General features: G+C 31.0%; 18 protein-coding genes and 2 tRNA genes. 9 read left to right on the top strand and 11 right to left on the bottom strand.

The window, feature by feature from the left end; translation table 11 throughout:
- Window positions 1-75: 75 nt before the first annotated feature.
- Together IAA47_03865 and lgt are read right to left on the bottom strand one after the other, a co-directional pair.
- Window positions 76-151 (bottom strand) — tRNA-Gly (locus IAA47_03865).
- A gap of 98 nt (window positions 152-249) precedes the next feature.
- The gene (gene lgt, locus IAA47_03860; protein MBU3842105.1) at window positions 250-1119 is read right to left on the bottom strand and encodes a prolipoprotein diacylglyceryl transferase; all 870 of its coding nucleotides are present in this window, start codon (window positions 1117-1119) and stop codon (window positions 250-252) included.
- A gap of 247 nt (window positions 1120-1366) precedes the next feature.
- Here lgt and IAA47_03855 point away from each other — a divergent pair, with 247 nt between their 5' ends.
- The 6 genes from IAA47_03855 (at window position 1367) to IAA47_03830 (ending at window position 7340) form a co-directional block, all read left to right on the top strand.
- Window positions 1367-2578 (top strand): FprA family A-type flavoprotein, encoded by a 1212-nt coding sequence (locus IAA47_03855; GenBank protein ID MBU3842104.1) that lies wholly within the window; start codon window positions 1367-1369, stop codon window positions 2576-2578.
- Window positions 2579-2584: 6 nt separating this feature from the next.
- Window positions 2585-2661, top strand: a tRNA-Arg gene (locus IAA47_03850).
- A 113-nt stretch (window positions 2662-2774) separates the two neighbouring features.
- A complete protein-coding gene (locus IAA47_03845; GenBank protein ID MBU3842103.1) occupies window positions 2775-3251 on the top strand; it encodes a DUF1456 family protein in 477 nt (158 codons plus the stop codon).
- Between the two features lie 14 nt (window positions 3252-3265).
- On the top strand, window positions 3266-3469 hold the full coding sequence (locus tag IAA47_03840) for a hypothetical protein (GenBank protein MBU3842102.1): 204 nt from the start codon (window positions 3266-3268) through the stop codon (window positions 3467-3469).
- Between the two features lie 199 nt (window positions 3470-3668).
- On the top strand, window positions 3669-5597 hold the full coding sequence (locus IAA47_03835; protein ID MBU3842101.1) for a [FeFe] hydrogenase, group A: 1929 nt from the start codon (window positions 3669-3671) through the stop codon (window positions 5595-5597).
- 342 nt (window positions 5598-5939) lie between these two features.
- On the top strand, window positions 5940-7340 hold the full coding sequence (locus tag IAA47_03830) for an alanine:cation symporter family protein (protein MBU3842100.1): 1401 nt from the start codon (window positions 5940-5942) through the stop codon (window positions 7338-7340).
- Between the two features lie 123 nt (window positions 7341-7463).
- On the opposite strand, the gene IAA47_03825 is transcribed toward IAA47_03830, so the two are convergent.
- The 5 genes from IAA47_03825 to IAA47_03805 all read right to left on the bottom strand — a co-directional run bounded on the left by IAA47_03825 (window position 7464) and on the right by IAA47_03805 (window position 12114).
- Window positions 7464-7883, bottom strand: a complete 420-nt coding sequence (locus tag IAA47_03825) for a hypothetical protein (protein MBU3842099.1) — start codon at window positions 7881-7883, stop codon at window positions 7464-7466.
- Between the two features lie 2 nt (window positions 7884-7885).
- The gene (gene hydF, locus IAA47_03820) at window positions 7886-9106 is read right to left on the bottom strand and encodes a [FeFe] hydrogenase H-cluster maturation GTPase HydF (GenBank protein MBU3842098.1); all 1221 of its coding nucleotides are present in this window, start codon (window positions 9104-9106) and stop codon (window positions 7886-7888) included.
- Window positions 9107-9160: 54 nt separating this feature from the next.
- Window positions 9161-9754: a recombination mediator RecR gene (gene recR, locus IAA47_03815; protein MBU3842097.1), complete on the bottom strand. Its 594-nt coding sequence runs from the start codon at window positions 9752-9754 to the stop codon at window positions 9161-9163.
- 125 nt (window positions 9755-9879) lie between these two features.
- A complete protein-coding gene (locus tag IAA47_03810) occupies window positions 9880-10560 on the bottom strand; it encodes a LytTR family transcriptional regulator DNA-binding domain-containing protein (protein MBU3842096.1) in 681 nt (226 codons plus the stop codon).
- Window positions 10561-12114, bottom strand: coding sequence for a hypothetical protein (locus tag IAA47_03805; protein MBU3842095.1), 1554 nt, complete (start codon window positions 12112-12114; stop codon window positions 10561-10563). It abuts the gene before it with no gap.
- A gap of 213 nt (window positions 12115-12327) precedes the next feature.
- On the opposite strand from IAA47_03805, the gene IAA47_03800 reads away from it, so the two are divergent.
- Window positions 12328-15330, top strand: a complete 3003-nt coding sequence (locus tag IAA47_03800; protein MBU3842094.1) for an autotransporter domain-containing protein — start codon at window positions 12328-12330, stop codon at window positions 15328-15330.
- Between the two features lie 74 nt (window positions 15331-15404).
- Here IAA47_03800 and IAA47_03795 read toward each other — a convergent pair whose 3' ends face one another.
- Genes IAA47_03795 through accD form a run of 4 tightly spaced genes read right to left on the bottom strand, consistent with a single transcriptional unit; the run spans window position 15405 to window position 18582 of the window.
- Complete coding sequence (locus tag IAA47_03795) at window positions 15405-15710, bottom strand: DUF496 family protein (GenBank protein MBU3842093.1); 306 nt, start codon at window positions 15708-15710, stop codon at window positions 15405-15407.
- Window positions 15711-15733: 23 nt separating this feature from the next.
- Window positions 15734-16702, bottom strand: a complete 969-nt coding sequence (gene pfkA / locus IAA47_03790) for a 6-phosphofructokinase (protein MBU3842092.1) — start codon at window positions 16700-16702, stop codon at window positions 15734-15736.
- A 19-nt stretch (window positions 16703-16721) separates the two neighbouring features.
- A complete protein-coding gene (locus tag IAA47_03785; protein MBU3842091.1) occupies window positions 16722-17669 on the bottom strand; it encodes an acetyl-CoA carboxylase carboxyltransferase subunit alpha in 948 nt (315 codons plus the stop codon).
- A gap of 16 nt (window positions 17670-17685) precedes the next feature.
- The gene (gene accD, locus IAA47_03780; GenBank protein MBU3842090.1) at window positions 17686-18582 is read right to left on the bottom strand and encodes an acetyl-CoA carboxylase, carboxyltransferase subunit beta; all 897 of its coding nucleotides are present in this window, start codon (window positions 18580-18582) and stop codon (window positions 17686-17688) included.
- Window positions 18583-18779: 197 nt separating this feature from the next.
- Between accD and IAA47_03775 the strand changes: the two genes are divergently transcribed.
- A complete protein-coding gene (locus tag IAA47_03775; protein ID MBU3842089.1) occupies window positions 18780-19376 on the top strand; it encodes a hypothetical protein in 597 nt (198 codons plus the stop codon).
- Between the two features lie 34 nt (window positions 19377-19410).
- Window positions 19411-19621: [citrate (pro-3S)-lyase] ligase (locus IAA47_03770; protein MBU3842088.1), on the top strand; the 211-nt coding region annotated here is incomplete at its 3' end.

The raw sequence follows: 19621 nt of genomic DNA, 5'->3' as shown, positions 1-19621 counted from the left end.
AAGCGGGATCGAACCGCTGACCTACGCAGTGCAAGTGCGTCGCTCTCCCAAACTGAGCTATATCCCCAGATGAAATGGAGCGGGAAACGAGGGTCGAACTCGCGACATTCAGCTTGGAAGGCTGACGCTCTCCCAACTGAGCTATTCCCGCATCGCTCATCACGAAAATTATATTATCATAATAATGAAAATATGTCAAGAAAAAAATAAATTATTTTTATAAAATATTGACATTTTATATGTAAGACACTAACTTTTTTTGTTTTTTTCTCCTATTTTTATCATTATTATTGAGAAAATAATCATTAAAAGACTAACTAAATGAGGTGCTCTCATTCCTAACAACATTAAATCTTCAGCTCTAAAAAAACTTACAAAAATTCTAATTACACTATAAATAATAATATAATTCCACCAAAGATATCCGGGAGCTTTATCTCTTTTTTTTCTCAAATAAAAGAATATAAAAAGGAAACCAAGAAAATTTAATATTAATTCATAGAGCATAGCTGGATGTAGAGGAATATTTGGAAACTCTTCTCCAGCTGGGGAAGTACTTGGAAAAACAATACCCCATGGAACTAAAGCTTTATATTTTAACTTTTCAAAAATATCTAAAGTAAGATAATTATTATACCATTCATAAAAAGCTGGCTTTATTGAAAAAATTATCTTCCAAGGAGTAAAAACAGGGACTCCATGAATCTCTCCATTCATAAAATTACCAAATCTACCAAGTGCCTGTCCTAAAAGAAGTGGAGCAGCAGCAAAATCTCCCAAAGTAAGAGGATTTAGTTTTTTAATATATCCATATATGAAAGTTCCAATAATTCCTCCAATAATTCCTCCATGAATTGCCATTCCACCATGCCATGTAGCCAAAATTTCAGTTGGATATTTTGAATAATAATCCCAATTAAAAATAACATAGTAAAGACGCCCACCAAGAAGCCCAGATATCATGGCAATAAATGCGTAATTTTCAATTATTTTACTATCATATCCTCTCTCCTTTGCCATAAATTTAGCAATCTCTATTCCTAAAAAGAATGAGAGAGCATACATTAAACCATAGAATCTTATTTCAAATCCACCTATTGAAAAAAGTACTGGGTGCATATTATACCTCCTAGGTCATGATTGTGTTTTGCTATCAAGCAACATATATAATTATAACATAAATTTGACAGATTTAAAAAAAGTTTTAAAATTTTAAAAAATTTTTTATAAAAAATTTGAAAAAATTTGATAATTCTATTATAATATAAAAAAGTGTTAAGTTAGATTTAATTTTTTAAATTTGTGTAGAAATGTATGAAAACAAGGTAAAACATATATAAAAAAATTAAAATTTTAGGAGGAGAAAATGTATTTTTGTACAGAGATTACAAATAGTGTAACTTGGATAGGTGTTAACGACAGAAAAACAGAAAGATTTGAAAACTACATGCCTCTACCTTATGGGGTAACTTACAACTCTTATTTCATCGATGATGAGAAGACTTGTGTAATTGATGCAGTTGAATTAGGAAGTGCTTCAACATTTTTAGATAAAATAGTTGAATGTTTAAAGGGAAGAAAATTAGATTATATAGTTGTAAACCACGTTGAGCCAGACCATTCAAGTGGACTAAAAGAAGTTATCAGATTATTTCCAGAAGTTAAAATCGTAGGAAATGCTAAAACACTAGGAATGTTACAAGCTTTCACACCTGATTTCCCAGTAGAACACTTTGTAACTATTAAAGAGGGAGATATTCTTGATTTAGGAACTCATAAATTAACTTTTGCTATGATGCCAATGGTACACTGGCCAGAATCAATGGTTACTTATGATATAACTGATAAAATATTATTCTCAAATGATGCTTTTGGAAGTTTTGGAACATTAGATGGTGGAATATTTGATGATCAAGTAAATTTTGAGTTCTATCAAAGCGAAATGAGAAGATATTATTCTAATATAGTTGGAAAATATGGTCCTCAAGTTGTAAATGCTATTAAAAAATTAGGTGGATTAGAGATAAAATTCATCTGTCCATCTCACGGATTAATATGGAGAACAGATATTGCAAAAGTTGTATCATTATATGAAACTTGGGCAAAATTAGAGCCAGAAACAGAAGGAGTAGTAATAGTTTACGGAAGTATGTATGGAAATACTGCTAAAATGGCTGAGATAATTGGAAGAAAACTAAACTGTTGTGGAATAAAAGAGATTAAAATCTATGACGCTTCTAAGACAGATTTAAGTTTTATTATTAGTGAAATCTGGAAATACAAAGGATTAATTATAGGTTCTTGTGCACACAACAACTCTGTATATCCTAAAATTCAACCATTACTACACAAATTAGAAAACTATGGATTAAAGAATAGATATGTTGGAATTTTTGGAAGCATGATGTGGAGCGGTGGAGGAGTAAGAGGAATCCAAGCTTTTGCTGATGCTTTAAATGGTGTAGAAGTTGTAGGAGAACCAGTAGAAGTGAAAGGGTCTCCAAAAGCTGAAGATGTTGCAAAACTAGAAGCTATAGCTGAAGAAATGGCAGCAAAATTAATAGCTGAAAGAATGTAATAAATAGCTCCCATAGCTTAGCTGGATAGAGCATCTGACTTCGGATCAGAGGGTCGAGAGTTCGAATCTTTCTGGGAGCGCCAAGGTAAATCAGAGGATAGAAATATCCTCTTTTTTTCTTATAATCATTTTATTTGACAATTATTATTAAATAGAGTAGAATTATATGAAATAATGGCATATTTTAGGAGGAGAAATGACAAACAATGATATCTTAAGAAGAGTTAGATATGCTCTGAATATAAAAGATAAAACAATGCTAGATATATTTAAGTATGGAGAAAATCCAATTACTCATGAGGATTTATTAAATCTTTTAAAAAGAGAAGGAGAAGAGGATTTTTTAAAGTGTAATAATAGAGCTTTAGAATCATTCCTAGATGGATTGATTATCTTAAAAAGAGGTAAGCAAGAGCCAAAAGATGGAAAAGAGTATACACCTGTAAAGATGACTAAAAATAATATTAATAATATTATATTAAAAAAGTTAAAAATAGCACTTTCATTAAAGAGTGAAGATATGTTACATATTTTTAAATTAGCGGGACTTGAGTTATCTCCTTCAGAATTAAGTGCAGTTTTTAGAAAAGAGGACCACAAAAATTATAGGGAGTGTGGAGATAAGTATATTAGAAACTTTTTGAAAGGATTAACTATTTATTATAGAGGATAGTATAGGAGGGAAAGATGGCAAGAACTTTAATTTTTAACATATTGTTAGTAATAACTTTTGAGGTTTTTATGTTTTTAAATGGACAGAAAAAATATAGAGGATATGTAACTCTAAAGCACTATGTTTTAACATTAAAGATGCCACTTTATCAAAGAATTTTAATGATAAAGATTTTTATTGTTTCCTTTTTAACAGTCTTATTTCAAAATGTGTTTTAAAAAAGTAATGACTCATAGATATGTGGGTCATTTTTTTGATTTAATGAAAAAATATTGTTCAGTATATGTAAAATATAAAAAAAATACTTGAAATTTTATGTAATATTAGTTACAATAATAATAGTATTAAGATAGAAAAGTAAAGTAATATTTTACAAAATTTAAGTGATTTTTAAATGAAGCTAAAATAGGAGGACAGATGTCAGATAAAGGATTCATTCTTCAAAGTTCATATGGTTCAGTTTTCTCAGTAGTAGAAGATTTAGAGGAAAAAGTTGGAGAGCAAAACAATGAAAAATTAGTAACAATAGCAGGAAGGGTAAACAACCCAGCAACTATTGAAATTCCAGAAAATTCAACTTTAAGAGATGTTATTGAATTAGTTGGAGGAATAAAAAATAAAAAGAATTTTAAAGCTGCTCAATTCGGACTTCCATTTGGAGGATTTTTAACAGCTGGAAGTTTAGATAAGGTTATAGACTTTTCTCTTTTCCCAGAGGGAGTAGAAAAAAATATAATTATCTTATCAGAAGAGGACTGTATAATAACTTTTGCTAAATTCTATATAGAATTCTTAATCGGAAAAGTAAAAAATAGTGAATATGAGCAATATTTCCAAGTAGAAAATGAGATAGAGAGAATTTGGAGAATATTAGATAGAATTTCTAAAGGTAAAGCTACAATGAGAGATGTTTACCTATTAAGATATCTATCAGAAACAATTAAAACAAAATTAAATCAAAAACATAATTTAATTTTAGAAAGTATAGAGCAATTTTATGGTGAAATAGAGGAGCATATCGAAGAGCATAGATGTCCAGCTGGAGAGTGTATCCACCTATTAAAATTTAGAATTACAGATAAATGTATTGGATGTACAGCTTGTGCAAGAGTGTGTCCAGTAAAATGTATAGATGGAAAATTAAAAGAGAAACACACAATAGATAATGACAGATGTACTCACTGTGGACAATGTGTTGCTGCATGTCCAGTAGGAGCTATATTTGAAGGGGACCACACGTTAAATCTATTAAGAGATTTAGCAACTCCAAATAAAAAAGTTGTTGTTCAAGTAGCACCAGCTGTTAGAGTTGCAATAGGAGAGGCTTTTGGATTTGAGCCAGGAACAAACGTTGAGAAAAAATTAGTAGGAGCTCTTAAAAAATTAGGAGTAGATTATGTATTTGATACAACTTGGGCTGCTGATATGACAGTAATGGAAGAAGCTGCTGAATTCCAAGAAAGATTAGAAAGATATTATAATGGAGATGATACAGTAAAACTTCCAATACTAACTTCATGTTGTCCAGCTTGGGTAAAATTCATTGAGCAAAACTATCCAGATATGATGGACGTACCATCTACAGCTAAATCACCTATGGAGATATTCTCAACAATAGCAAAGGATATCTGGGCTAAAGAGCAAGGATATAGAAGAGAAGAGATAGCTTCAGTTGCAATTATGCCATGTCTTGCTAAAAAATATGAGGCAGCTAGACCTGAGTTCTCAAGAGGAGATAACTATGATACTGACTATGTAATCTCTACAAGAGAGTTAATAAAAATATTCAAAGAGTCTGGAATTGACCTAAATGATGTTGAAGAGATGGAATTTGATAATCCATTAGGACAATACTCTGGAGCAGGAATAATCTTCGGAAGAACAGGAGGAGTTATTGAAGCTGCTACTAGAACAACTGTTGAAATGATTACAGGAAGTCATTTAGATAATATAGACTTTACTGAATTAAGAGGTTGGGATGGATTCAGAGTTGCTGAGTTAACAATAGGTCATATTGAACTTAGAATTGGAGTTGCCCACGGATTAGAAGAAGCAGCAAAAATGCTAGATAAGATAAGAGCAGGAGAAGAGTTCTTCCACGCTATTGAAATCATGGCATGTAAAGGTGGATGTATCGGTGGTGGTGGACAGCCGAAAGCACTGAAAAAGCAAATAGCTCTAGAAAAGAGAGCAGAAGGATTAAACGAGATAGATAGAAACTTAGAAATAAGAAGATCTCACGAAAATCCATTTGTAAAAGCTATGTATGATAAGTACTTAGATTATCCATTAAGCCATAAGGCACATGAATTACTACATACAAAATATTTCCCAAAAATAAAATAATTTAATTAAATAGAAGGAGAAAGTTTGCCTATAATAATTGATACTAGTGTATTAGTTGTTACGGTGGACTTTTTCCTTTTTTATTTTATGGCTTAATTTTTTATCTTACTTCTTATATAAAAGTTCTATATTTGAAACAAAATACAATTAAATTATATTTATATAAAAATAAATTTACTAAAAAAGTTAACATAAAAATGTTATAGTAAACATATAATAGTGACTATATAAAATTTATATGATTATATAGCTAAAATATTAATAAAAATCATTGACATAAATTGACTAATAGTTTATTATATCAGTAATAAATTTTTATATCAAAATCTGAGGAGGAAAGTAGTGAGTTTTATTTTAAATTTTTTTTATGGATTAAATGACTTTTTATGGTCATATGTTTTAATTGTAATGTTAGTTGGTTTGGGGATTTATTTCACAGTTAGAACTGGATTTGTTCAATTTAAAATGTTAAAAGAGATGTTTTTACTATTAGGGGAAGGTGCATTAAAAGGTAAAGATGGACATAATGGTATATCTTCATTTCAGGCATTTTGTATCTCTACAGCGTCAAGGGTAGGAACTGGAAACTTAGCTGGAGTAGCTATAGCTATATCAATAGGGGGGCCTGGTGCTGTATTTTGGATGTGGGTTATGGCAATTATTGGAGCAAGTTCTAGTTTTGTTGAAAGTACTCTTGCACAAATTTACAAAGAAAGAGAAGGAGATCATTTTAGAGGTGGTCCTGCTTACTATATGGAAAAAGCCTTAGGACAAAAATGGATGGGAATTTTATTCTCTATAATTATCTCAATAGTTTTCGGGCTAATTTTTAACTCTGTACAAGCAAATACTATAACACTAGCTTTTGAAAAAGCATTTTCTGTAAATAGAGGAGCTTTAGGTATAGTTTTATCTATTATGACAGCGATTATAATATTTGGTGGAGTTAAAAGAATTGCAAAGTTTGTTGAATACATAGTTCCAATAATGGCTGTAGCCTATGTTTTAATAGCATTATTTGTAATAGTTAAAAATATTGGTATGATTCCACATGTATTTGGACAAATAATAGAAGGAGCATTTGGATTTAATCAAGCTATTGGAGGAGGAGTTGGAACTATAGTCATGCAAGGTGTTAAAAGAGGGTTATTCTCTAATGAAGCTGGTATGGGAAGTGCTCCTAATGCCGCAGCAACTGCTAATGTATCTCACCCTGTTAAACAAGGATTAATTCAAACTCTGGGAGTATTTACAGATACTTTATTAATCTGTTCTGCAACTGCTTTCATAATTCTTATCTCTGGTGAAAGTTTTAAGGGAGTTTCAGATGGAATACAACTTACTCAAGATGCTCTTGTTTCTCAAGTTGGTAGCTGGGGATCTATCTTTATAGCAATCTGTATATTTATGTTTGCTTTCTCATCTGTAATAGGAAACTATTATTATGGAGAAGCTAATATAGAATTTTTAAATGGAAGTAAATTTATATTAAATATATATAGAGCCTTTGTTGTAGGAATGGTTATGTTTGGTAGTTTAGCTAAAATACAAGTGGTATGGGATATGGCAGATTTATTTATGGGAATAATGGCAATTATAAATCTAATAGCTATTGGACTTTTAGGAAAGTTTGCAATAGCAGCCTTAAAAGATTATATCTCTCAAAAACGTAAGGGATTAAATCCACAATTTAGAAAATCATCTATTCCTGGACTTAAAAATGTTGAATGTTGGGAAGATTAATTACTTATATTTTATGAATAAAATTTTATAAAAGAAAAAAAGGAAAAAACTTTACTTTGCTTGTTTACAAGATCTTATGAAGTTTTTTCCTTTTATTTTAATTTAAACTAAATTTTAACTTTATTATTGTGTTAATGTTATTCTTGTTCCATCTGATAATTCTATAATTTGAGTTCTATCATCAGCAAAAATTATTTTTCCTCTCTGTTGTGGAGGAGCTGGTCTTCTCATCTCTCTTTCAAACCCTTGTCCACTATAGTTATTAGCTGTAGGATATTTCAATCTAGCTGGCACTCCTGAACCACTATATTTTCTATTTGCATTTTCAATTACTGCTTGTCTCTCATAATCTCTTCTTATTTGAGTATCTAAATTATCCAAATCTCTTTGATGTTTTAGTTCACTATTTTGATAAGAGTTATTTAATATAAGAGCTGAACCACCTATGATAGCTGCTCTCGTTCCTCCACTTAATTCTCCCCACCAACTAGCTTGTGCAATACTTCCTATTGCTAACATAGACATAATTATAAGTTTTTTCATAATTATCCCTCCTTGAAAATCTCCATCACTCTATCCAATATTCCATTAATCTCTGCTATTGCCATTCCAAAATTTGTAATTGGAATCTCTTGTCCTGAACATACTCCTAATCTGCTCATAGTTTCTGCTCTATTTAACATACATGAACCACAGTGTATCACTAGGCTATACTTTGAGATATCCTCAGGAAAATTCTTTCCAGAGCAGTTATCTATCACAATATTTCCAGCTCTCTTTTGTAGTAACATAGGTAATTTTTCCCTTGCTATATCCCCTTTTAATTGATGATGTGTACAAGCCTCAGCTATAAGAACTCTATCTCCATCTTTTAATTCATTTATTCTCTTTGCTCCTCTATATAGAGTATCTAAATCCCCCTTAGCTCTTGCCATAATTATAGAGAATGATGTAAGGGGAACATCTCTATCCAATACCTCATCTATAGCTTTAAATACTTGAGAATCTGTTATAACTAAATCTGGCCTTCCTTGAAATATAGCCAGTCCCTCTTTTAGATTATCAAGAGTTACAACTGTTGGTATTCCTCCATTGTCCAATATATCTCTAATAACCTGTACTTGAGGTAAAATCAATCTTCCCTTTGGAGCTTGTATATCCTGTGGAGCTACTAATAAAACTCTATCTCCTACTTTTATCTTATCTCCTATTAACTTTTCCTCTATAATTATTTTTGGAGCATACTCTATAAGTTTAGCCTTTATTCTCTGTATACTCTCCTCTCTTGAGGTAGCCACTGTACTCACTTCACACTCTAACTCTACTTTTACTCTATCTATTAGCTCTTGAGTTTTCCCCTCTGGTACTAAATCCATCTTATTTAAGATTACTATAAATGGTTTCTCTCTCTTTTTTATCTCTCTTATCCACTCTTTTTCATAACTTAAATCTTGATTTTCTAATAATACCTCTGTAGAAATCAACAGAAGAGCTATATCCATCTTATTTAAAATCTCTTTTGTCTTCTTTACTCTTAACTCTCCTAATTCAGTAGTATCATCTATCCCCGCAGTATCTATGAATACGACTGGTCCTATGGGTAAAAGCTCCATAGCCTTATACACAGGGTCAGTCGTCGTTCCTCTCATCTCTGATACAAGGGATATATCTTGATTAGTTATTTTATTTATAAGACTAGACTTTCCAGCATTTGTTCTTCCATATATTGCTATATGTACTCTATTTCCTCTTGGTGTCTCTATCATATTTTCTCCTTTCTTTGACCTATTCTACTATTTTATTATGTCCTCTATGTGTCATTATACCTCTTGTCTTCCCTCTAAAGCTCTTGATATAGTAGCACTATCTGCGAACTCTATATTTCCTCCCATTGGTATTCCACTAGCTATCTTAGTAACCTTTACTCCAAAGGGTTTCAATAACTTCGTAAGATATAGAGCTGTTGTTTCCCCCTCTAAGTCTGGATTTAGTGCCAATATTACCTCTTCTATCTCATCTACTGCCACTCTCTCCAAAAGGGATTTTATATTCAGCTTATCAGGGGTAATCCCATTTAGTGGAGCTATTTTTCCCCCTAATATATGGTATAGTCCCTTATATTTTCCCATTTTTTCAAAGGATATTACATCTCTACTATCCTCTACTACACATATAGTATGTGTATCTCTTAACTCATCACTACAGATATCACAAAGCTCTCTTTCACAAAAATCTCCACACTTTGGACATCTTTTAATTACCTCCTTTGCCTCACGAAGAGCTGTTATAAAGCTTTCTACCTGCTCCTCTCTCATCTCCAATACATGAAAGGCAAGTCTTGCTGCACTCTTTCTCCCTATTCCCGGAAGCTTATTAAATTCATCTATAAGTCTTTCTAAACTCTTAGTTGCCATTATCTACTCCTTAAATATGAAATATCTCTTTTCTTATATTATACCACATTTATCAAAATTATTCTATTTCCTCTACAATTTCTAATTCTACTCCTCTATCTCATCTAGGAGTTTATAAAATAGCTTTAAAATATTAAGAAATTTTGTCCTTTTTCCTTGAGATAACTACTCTCTAGCTCCTTTAATTTCAATTTACTTGTATATATATACTCCCTGTTTTTAAATATAATCTGCTCCTCTTTATAGTCCAATATTTGAATTGAGTTAATATTAATTATTGTACTTCTATCCAATTTATAGAAACTATCTATCCCCTTTAGTCCCTCCTCTATCTCTGAAAAACTCTTCTTTATATCAAACACCTCTGAGTCTGTCAGATGAAATTCCACCTTTCTATTCACACTTGAATATGTGATGTAGTTTACCTCTGAAAATCTATATACCCCTTTTTTAAAAGTATCTGAAAGATAGAATATATCATATTTTTTTCCTTGAGCTAAAAGTTTTGCTATACTCTCCTCTATTTTAAAAATATCTTTTCTGAGAACACAATCATCTATCAATCCACTTAAAAATAGCTCTCTCATCTTATATACCTCATTTTCTCCTATAAGAGCTATTATCAATATCCCCTTTCTCCTATACTCCTCTAAATACTCTTGTAATCTCTCCTTTTTAGAGTCTATTACAACTAAATCTATCATCTCTAAACTCTCTTCCTCATTTTCCATATCCAAATACTTTAAAGAGGAGATTTCATCAAAAAGGGTTTTTAAATTTTCATCAACATTTAAACCTATTCTCATCTATCTTACCTCCCTATATAGATGCTCTATTCTTAACTTATTTATTATATTGGCACTCTTTGATAGTAACTCCATCAAAAAATTCTGCTCTCCCAATGAGAGAGGTACTTCCTCTTCCTTAATAAATACAAGAGCTATCTCCCTATTTTTATCAAATCCTATTCTATAAGCATAATCATAATTTTTTAGCTTTAGCAACTCATTTGGTATGATGGCATTATCATCTAAATCCCCATCTACATAGTTTTTTATATCCTTTTTATGTATCAGAATTTTTACCGAAACACTCTCTAATGTTAACTCTTTTTTTATCTCTCTAGCTAAAAGTTTTTCAAACTCCTCTATACTACTTATTAGACACAACCTGTTATATATATGCTCTATCTTTGGAGTGGCTACATACATAATCTTGTTAATTGTTGAAGCATAAAAGTCCAAAAGAATAACTATCCCTATAATAATAGCTGATTCCGACATAGTTTTGAAATAAAATAGGGAGATATAACTAAGAGTTATAGTTATTGAATATAGTATTACTCTCAAGACATTTCTGCTATATATCTTAAAAGTATAAAAGATAAAAAACCAATATATTGAGAATAACTCCATTAAATCAATAAAATAATTTAAGTTTTCAGCTACTGGAAAAAACTCCCTAAAGAACTCTAAAAAGAAAAATGATACCCATACAACTGACCAACTAACTATCTTCTCCCTTTTTATCTTCTTTCTATTAAAGAAAAATGTTATAGCTAAAAGTAGAAACAACACTCTACTTAAATCTATATTTTTTTTTAAAAAAGAGAGTATAATTAAGAACTCTCTATGCTCACTTAATAGATACACTAAAAGCTGAGGTGAGCAGATTATTAAGGCTATCACCACATTATAAAAATAGATGACTCCCAATATAATATATGTCAAAACTTTTAACTTTTTTAATTTTTTTGGAAAAATCCTCTGAAGGAAATAAAAAATCAATAGGTACAGAGTTATCCTTGTTACTAAAAAATCTAATAATAGAATAAAATTATTACTCGGAATCAATCTTAAACTTAAGAAAATCTTCAAAGTCAACAGAAAAAACGAGTAATTTAAAATACTTTTCTTCGGCAGTTTTTTCTGTAATTTGGTATAGAGATATCCATTAAAAACTATCAATAATAGAGTTAAGAAAACTAAAAACTTCTCCTCAATACTTGTAAATCTAACTCCCTCTAAATCTAAATAGACTTTCTCCCAATCCCTCTCTTTTTTTAATACAATCTCATCTCTATCTTTAAAATACTCTCCGATAATTTTATACTCCCCATTGGGAACATCATAAAATATACTTCCATTTAAAATATTAAGTTGTTTTATCTCTCCATTATCACCACTTAAATCCAATTTTTCTAAACTATACTTTCCAAATCCCGGATTTAATACTTCAAAATTCTTTATATTAGGTACTACATATATAAAGTCCTTTGTATCTCTAGATATATACAAAGCTATTATAGAAAATATAAATGAAAAAAATATAATAACTCCTATTTTTTTATAATTACCCACACCTTCTCATCTCCTCTAAACATTTTAATATGTAAACTTCTTTTTACTAAATTTTAATTTATATATATAAAATAATCAAGTTTTTTTATAAAAGTTTAAAAACTAACTTTTTATGTATAAAATTTAAAATTTCAAGTAAGAAATAATAAAAAAAAATTTTTTTAATATATAATAATAAAAAATAAATATTAGATATAAAGTGAGGTAAAATTATTGAAGATAAAATACAGTTATATAAAAAATCCTATTTTACAAATGTGTTTAGCCCTACTCATCACAAGTTGTGGTGGAAGTGGTGGTGGAGGTGGGAGTAGTGCTCCTAGAAGTGTAGCTCCCACTAAAATGATACCTAATCCTCAAGCTAAAAATCCCCAATATGATAAGGAGCTTCCTGAGAGTTCTGAAGGAAATAACATTTATTCTAATTTTGATGCTCTAAAAAATAGTAGAGTGATAGAGGAACCTACTGGAAAATTCCCTTCTCTATTTGCCTTTGAAAAACCTGCTATACCTCAGGTGGAAACTAAAGGAAATGACTTAATAGTTGGTATCTTAGATAGTAACTTCTTAACTCATCGTGATGCTCTAAAGAAAAAGTATGGAGATAAAATCATTATTCTTGATAAAGATGAAAATAACTATACTGATCATGGAGAATTAGTCTTGGATACTCTTCTAGAAGGAATTTCTCCGACAACAGTCGCTGCTAGCCTAAGCTCTAAATATGATGGTCAAAATATTATTAAATTCTCACTAGATGATTATAAGAAAATTTTAGCTGAAATGAAAAAAGGTGATAGTGAAAATAATAAAAAAGTAAAAATCTTCAATCAATCTTGGGGTTCAACTTTTTTATCTAAAGATGAAAAGCAAATTTACTCTAATAAAGAAACTTTTCGTACAGAGCTATTAAAAGCAATCAGTATGAAAACTTTAGGAGATGTTGAAGAGATAAAAAAATCTGGACAAGAAAGCCTAGATTTTTATGAAAAAACTGTCAATGATGAAAACGGACTTTTTATCTGGGCTAATGGTAATCTTGATCTAAATGGAGATACACTTTTTAATGCTGGACTTCAAGCTGCCGCCCCTATGATCAAAAGAAGAATTGAAAAAGGATGGATATCAGTAGTTGGAGTTGATGGAAATGATAATAATAACAATTACTATCCAAAACATCTAGCTTATGCTGGAGTAGCAAGAAACTGGAGTATATCTGCTAATGGAAATGCTGGAGAGAAATATGGTTCATCTTTTGCTGCTCCTAGAGTAGCAAATGCGGCTATTCAAGTAGCAAGTAAATTTCCTTGGATGAGTAATAATGATATTAGAATGACTCTTTTTACTACTACTAACAAAGTAGGGGTAGGAGATGGTATTGAAGAAGAGAAAAGATTTTTAGAGAGTGAAGCTAGTTATAGAAATGGATGGGGAGTATTAAATACAGCTAGAGCTCTAAAAGGGCCTGGAGCTTTCTTAGAAACATTACTTAGAGCTACACCAAGTAACTTAGATACAACTGATTGGAACTACTATTTCAATGCTAATATTCCAGAAAATACAACAAGTTACTTTGAAAATAATATCCATGGAGATTCTGGACTTAAAAAGAAGGGTAAGGGAACTTTAGTTTTAACTGGAGATAATAACTTTTGGAAAAAGTCTAAGATAGAAGATGGAACTTTAGAAATATATAGAAGACATGCTTCTGGAATTAATATTGGTAAGGAGGGAACTTTAGTTCTACACAATGATTCTATTGTAGGATATATCCAATATAGTAAAGATAATGAGGTATTCTATCCAGTTGCTAATGAGGGAAATTTAAAACTTACTGGAAATAGGGCTTTTGTTGGAGAGTATCAAAACAATGGTGGAACTCTAACTCTACCTCAAGGAGCTAAATTAACAGTTTTAAATGATGCTAATATCAATAATCTAGCTGTTACTTTAGAAGCTAATGACTACATCTCTTCTATCCAAGAAAAATCTGAAATTTTAGAGGCTAAAAATATTGTAGGAGAGATAGGAAATATAAATATTAATGGAATGAGAACTGTCTCTTTAGAGAAATCACAGGATAAACTTGTAGCTTCTATAGCAAGAGAAAACGCAGTTACCTATTTAGGAGAGGCTGGGGAAAGTTCTAAGAATACAGCTGAAAAGATGGAGGCTACATTAAAGGAGTTAGATGAAAAATATCAAAAGGGAACTCTTACTGCTGATGAAAAAGAGCTTGGAAATACAATCTTAACTATGTCTAATGACACTTTTAAAACAAGTACTGAAATTGTTTCAGGAGAGATTTATGCCTCTGCTCAAGCTCTAAACTTTATACAAGCTCAAAATATTAATACAGGTATCTCAAACCATCTAGCTACATTAAAAGAGTTTTATGAAAGCGATTTTAATTGGCAAGGTTGGGCTTCTTTCCAAGGCTCTCATGGAAAATTCAGAAAAGATGGATATGCTTCAGCTAATACAGAGATTAGTGGCGGACACTTCGGACTGGATAGAAGATTAGGGAATAGTCAAATTGGAGCTGCAATATCATACTCTAATGGTAGTGCTGACTTTAATAGATTTGCTGGAAAATATAAAAGTGATTCTATTGGGCTTTCATTATATGCTAAAAACTATCTTGATTATGATAGCTATATCTTATCTCGTATAGGGGTAACAAACTTCGATACAGAGGTAAATCGTTCTCTTCTAGCTCAAGATGGAAGTTTACAAAGTGGAAAAATAAAGCATAACGACACTATGTACTCTACATATTTAGAAGTTGGAAAAGATTTTAAATATGTTACTCCATATCTTGGATACTCACTTGATATATTGGATAGAGATGGATTCAGTGAAAATAGTGCTAGCTGGGGAATAGTTGCTAAGGATAAAAGATATATTCAACAAAATATCATATTTGGATTACGTAGTGATTACAAAGTTAATGATACACTAAAGCTTACTTCACATATCAATCAACAGATTAATATTGGAGATAGGGATTTAAGCTTCAAAGGACACTTTAACAATAGTTCTACAGAACATACATTTAAAGGAATTAATCAAATTAAAAATACTACTTGGGTTGGTATTGGTGCTGAAAAAAGTTTCTCAGAAAGCTTTGGTATTGGAGCTAATTTAGATATCAGATTTGACGAATTTAAAAAGGGAGACTCTATCATCTCTACTAATTTATACTATCGTTTCTAAGTAGTTACTTTAAAAGACAACTAAAAAGAGATTTATCTCTAAGGTAAAACCTTATTGATAAATCTCTTTTCCTACTACATCTCTTTTAAAGCTTTCTTTAACTCTTTTAAAGATTTGTTGATTTCTCTTCTCTCTTTTCCTAATTCTGCATTTTTGATGATATAGTCATCTACTCTATCCTCATAATCAGATTGCATGTTCTCTAATATATCCATGAACTCATCATAAGTCATATTAGGTTTTACATACTCTTTTAAGTTAGTTAATAACTCAACTCTTTTTCTATTGTCTCTGATTTTTTTATCGTTATCTTCGATTTCTCTTTTTATCTTATTTTTTCTTCTCTCTTTTCTTACTACTTCTAAAACATTATCTACCATGTTTAAAGTCCTCCTTGTGTTAATTATTTTGCTAAAAGAAGAGCTAATTCATAATCTGGTCTGAAGTCATAGTTTCTCTCTCCATCCCAAGCATAAGAGATAGGGTGAGTTATGATTTTGTTGTTTTCTATTCCAACCATTAATCCTCCCTCTCCAGCTTCTAATAACTCTATAGCTTTAGCTCCCATTCTTGTAGCTAGAACTCTATCAAATCCAGATGGTGTTCCTCCTCTTTGAACGTGTCCTAATACTACGCTTCTTACTTCAGTAGTTATTTTCTCTTTAAGAGCAGCTTCAACATCTTGAACTTTTCCTACTCCTTCAGCTACTAGAACTATATCATGTAATTTTCCTTGTTTTCTTCTTTCTTTAATTTGGAAAGCTAGTAATTCAATAGGATTATCCATTTCAGGAATTAAAAGTCCGTCTCCTCCACCAGCAAGACAAGCTTGTAGTGCAAGGTCTCCTGCATGTCTTCCCATTACTTCTACTAAAATTGTTCTTTCGTGAGAAGTAGCTGTATCTCTTATTTTAGAAATAGCATCTAATATTGTATTTAAACAAGTATCAAAACCTAGTGTATAATCTGTTCCTTTGATATCGTTATCTATTGTTCCAGGGATACCAATTACTTTTATCCCATGCTCTTTAGATAATAGGTCAGCTCCACGGTAAGAACCGTCTCCTCCGATTACTACTAACCCCTCTATTCCTCTTTTCTTTAAATTTTGAGCAGCTATTGCTCTGAATTTAGGGTCTTTGAACTCTAAACATCTAGCTGTTAATAAACGAGTTCCTCCTCTATCAATTATTCCTGAAACATATCCGCTATCCATTGGGAATATCTCATCATTTAACATTCCTAGGTATCCTCTTTGGATTCCATACACTTTCATTCCCTTTGCCATCGCTGTTTTAGCCGCCGCTCTTATTGCAGCGTTCATTCCTGGAGCATCTCCTCCACTTGTTAAAATTGCTATTTTCTTTTCCATCACCAATAACTCTCCTTTATTACTCATTTACGATAAAAGAACCTATTTTCCTAAATTTATTATACCTATTTTCCAATAGTTCTTCTACTGATATTTTATCCAATTCAGAAAATGATGATAAAATGATATTTTTTAGGTTAAGAGCTATACATTTATGATCTCTATGAGCTCCACCTACTGGTTCTTCTATTATACCATCAATTATTCCTAATTCCAACAAACTTTGTGCAGAAATTTTTAAATTTTCTGCTGCTTCTGGTGCTTTAGATGCGTCCTTATATAAAATAGCTGCACATCCTTCTGGTGAAATTACCGAATACACAGAGTTTTCAAGCATAAAAATCTTATCTGCTACACTCAGTGCCAGTGCTCCACCACTTCCACCTTCTCCTATAACTATTGAGATAATAGGTACTTTTAATCCTGCCATCTCCATTAGGTTTCTAGCTATTGCCTCTCCTTGTCCACGTTCTTCCGCTTCCATTCCCGGATAAGCCCCCGGAGTATCTATTAAACAAACCACAGGAATATTGAATCTCTCTGCCATTTTGTATAGTCTTAGAGCTTTTCTATATCCCTCTGGATTTGGCATTCCAAAGTTTCTATGTAATTTTTCCTCAACAGTTCTACCTTTTTGATGTCCTATTAACATCACTTTTCTACCATCTATTTTACAAAGTCCACCAACTATTGCTGGGTCATCTCCATACAATCTATCTCCATGTAACTCTATAAAATCAGTTGTCATATTTTGAATATAGTCTAAAGTATAAGGTCTTTCAGGGTGTCTTGATACAAATACTTTATCCCAAGAGCTAAGATTTTTATACTTTTCTCTTATTTTCTCTTCATAAGCTTTTTCTAATTTCTCAATCTGCTCTTTTAAATCTATTCCTTGCTCTTCTGAAAATTTCTTCAATTCAGATATTTTTTTCTCTATCTCTACAATCTCTTTTTCAAATTCCATTTTTGCCTCCCAAAAATTATCCTACTAAATTACTTAAAATATTGTGTAATGTAGCCTTCATATCCTCTCTCTTAGTTATTACATCTATCATTCCACATTTTAGTAAAAATTCACTTGTTTGGAATTCATCTGGAAGTTTCTGCTTAATTGTTTGCTCAATAACTCTTCTACCAGCAAATCCTATCATAGCTTTAGGTTCACTCACAATTATATCCCCTAACATAGCAAAAGAAGCTGTAACTCCTCCTGTTGTTGGATTAACAGGAATAGCTATATAAGGAACTCCAGCCTTTCTTAACTTCTCTGCTGCTGCTGAAGTTTTTGCCATCTGCATAAGGGAAAATAGTCCTTCGTGCATTCTCGCTCCTCCTGACATACATACAACTATTACTGGTATTCTCTCCTGTAAACCTCTCTCCATAGCTCTAGTTATCTTTTCTCCTACTACAGAACCCATACTTCCACCCATGAATTTAAAATCCATAGCTGCTATACTTACTCTTATTCCATCTATATTTCCAGTTCCAGATATTACTCCCTCATTCATATTACAATCAAGTTGAGCTTTTTTATTTTTCTCTTCATACTGAGGGAAATTTAATGGGTTTTGAGAAAATAGATTTGCATCTTCTTCTACAAATGTTCCTTCATCAATTAGTAGTGCAATTCTTTCTCTAGCTGACATCTCAAAATAGTAATCACACTTAGGACATTTTTTTAAGTTATTATCAATATCCTCCTTATATAAAATCTCTTGACAGTGAGGACATTTAGCCCATAGTCCAGTTGGATTATTATCTATATGCTTATGCTCTGTTTGTTTTTCATTTTCTTTACTTTCTATTGTTAATGTTACATATTTCTTTCTACTATTTAAAGAAAAATTTTTTTTACTTAAAGAAAAAAATCCCATCTTTGCCTCCTCGTTTCTCTTCCTAATAATTAATTTTATAGGATTTTTTCAATTATTTCAATAAATATTTGATTTTAATTAATTAATATTATAGAATATTATTACTAAATGCTCTTTAAACTATTAAAAATTGGGGATTTAAAGAAAACAGTCGTTTTTTAAAATTTTTAAAAAATTTTTTACGGAGGGAATTTTTTATGAAAAAATTTATATTTTTTATTTCAATATTTGCTTTTTTTATTTCTGGATGTACATCAATCAACACTTTTATTGATGAAAATCTACCTAAAAAAAGCCCTAGTGTACCTGTAGCACTTCAAGAGCAAATTGCTACAAAAATTAATCCTGAAAACGAGCTTTACTCTGTTGGTTATTCAGCTATTGATAAAAGTGGGGCATTAATAGCTCAAGCTAAAGCAAATAAACAAGCTAAAGATTTATTAAGAGAGCAAATTAAGAAAGAGGTTAAAATAAACTTTGATACTTTTATGCTTAATACCGATAACTACTCTAAGGGTATCATAACACCTGTAGTTGATGACTTATCTGATTATGCTATAGATTTAGCTTTAAAAAATGCTACTCAAAAGGGAGCTTGGGAGAACGACACTGCTGTGTACTCACTTTTCGCTGTGGATAGAGATAAGATAACTGAAGTCTCTAAACAAGTATTTACTGGATATCTTGGAGATGTATCTAATAAGTTAAATAATATAAAAAATAAAGTTGGAAATATTGATTTAGGAAATATGTTACCAAAAACAGCTCCTACTAGTGAGGATATTGTTGATTAATTATTAGTTTTTTCTCAAAAAGGAGGAGATTCTGTTGAATATAGATAAAGTTAATCCTAATAATTTTGTTGAACTTGAAGAAATTACTAACTTTTTAAAAAAATTTAATCTAGAATTTGATAAATCTGTCGATTATACTGTTGTTGCTAGAGAGAATCAAAATATTATAGCTACTGCTTCAAAGGAAAAAAATATTATAAAGTGTTTTGCTATCAGTAGTGAGTATCAGGGGCTGGGTATATCTA

Source organism: Candidatus Fusobacterium pullicola (assembly GCA_018883725.1).
Classification (GTDB): domain Bacteria; phylum Fusobacteriota; class Fusobacteriia; order Fusobacteriales; family Fusobacteriaceae; genus Fusobacterium_A; species Fusobacterium_A pullicola.
The sequence above is the reverse complement of the archived record's forward strand: the minus strand, read 5'-3'. Positions and strand labels throughout refer to the sequence as shown.

Excerpts from the sequence above, each read along its gene's own strand:
- lgt (MBU3842105.1), bottom strand. The coding sequence starts at position 1,119 with ATGCACCCAGTACTTTTTTCAATAGGTGGATTTGAAATAAGATTCTAT.
- IAA47_03855 (MBU3842104.1), top strand. The coding sequence starts at position 1,367 with ATGTATTTTTGTACAGAGATTACAAATAGTGTAACTTGGATAGGTGTT.
- IAA47_03845 (MBU3842103.1), top strand. The coding sequence starts at position 2,775 with ATGACAAACAATGATATCTTAAGAAGAGTTAGATATGCTCTGAATATA.
- IAA47_03840 (MBU3842102.1), top strand. The coding sequence starts at position 3,266 with ATGGCAAGAACTTTAATTTTTAACATATTGTTAGTAATAACTTTTGAG.
- IAA47_03835 (MBU3842101.1), top strand. The coding sequence starts at position 3,669 with ATGTCAGATAAAGGATTCATTCTTCAAAGTTCATATGGTTCAGTTTTC.
- IAA47_03825 (MBU3842099.1), bottom strand. The coding sequence starts at position 7,883 with ATGAAAAAACTTATAATTATGTCTATGTTAGCAATAGGAAGTATTGCA.
- hydF (MBU3842098.1), bottom strand. The coding sequence starts at position 9,106 with ATGATAGAGACACCAAGAGGAAATAGAGTACATATAGCAATATATGGA.
- recR (MBU3842097.1), bottom strand. The coding sequence starts at position 9,754 with ATGGCAACTAAGAGTTTAGAAAGACTTATAGATGAATTTAATAAGCTT.
- IAA47_03810 (MBU3842096.1), bottom strand. The coding sequence starts at position 10,560 with ATGAGAATAGGTTTAAATGTTGATGAAAATTTAAAAACCCTTTTTGAT.
- IAA47_03795 (MBU3842093.1), bottom strand. The coding sequence starts at position 15,710 with ATGGTAGATAATGTTTTAGAAGTAGTAAGAAAAGAGAGAAGAAAAAAT.
- pfkA (MBU3842092.1), bottom strand. The coding sequence starts at position 16,702 with ATGGAAAAGAAAATAGCAATTTTAACAAGTGGAGGAGATGCTCCAGGA.
- IAA47_03785 (MBU3842091.1), bottom strand. The coding sequence starts at position 17,669 with ATGGAATTTGAAAAAGAGATTGTAGAGATAGAGAAAAAAATATCTGAA.
- accD (MBU3842090.1), bottom strand. The coding sequence starts at position 18,582 with ATGGGATTTTTTTCTTTAAGTAAAAAAAATTTTTCTTTAAATAGTAGA.
- IAA47_03775 (MBU3842089.1), top strand. The coding sequence starts at position 18,780 with ATGAAAAAATTTATATTTTTTATTTCAATATTTGCTTTTTTTATTTCT.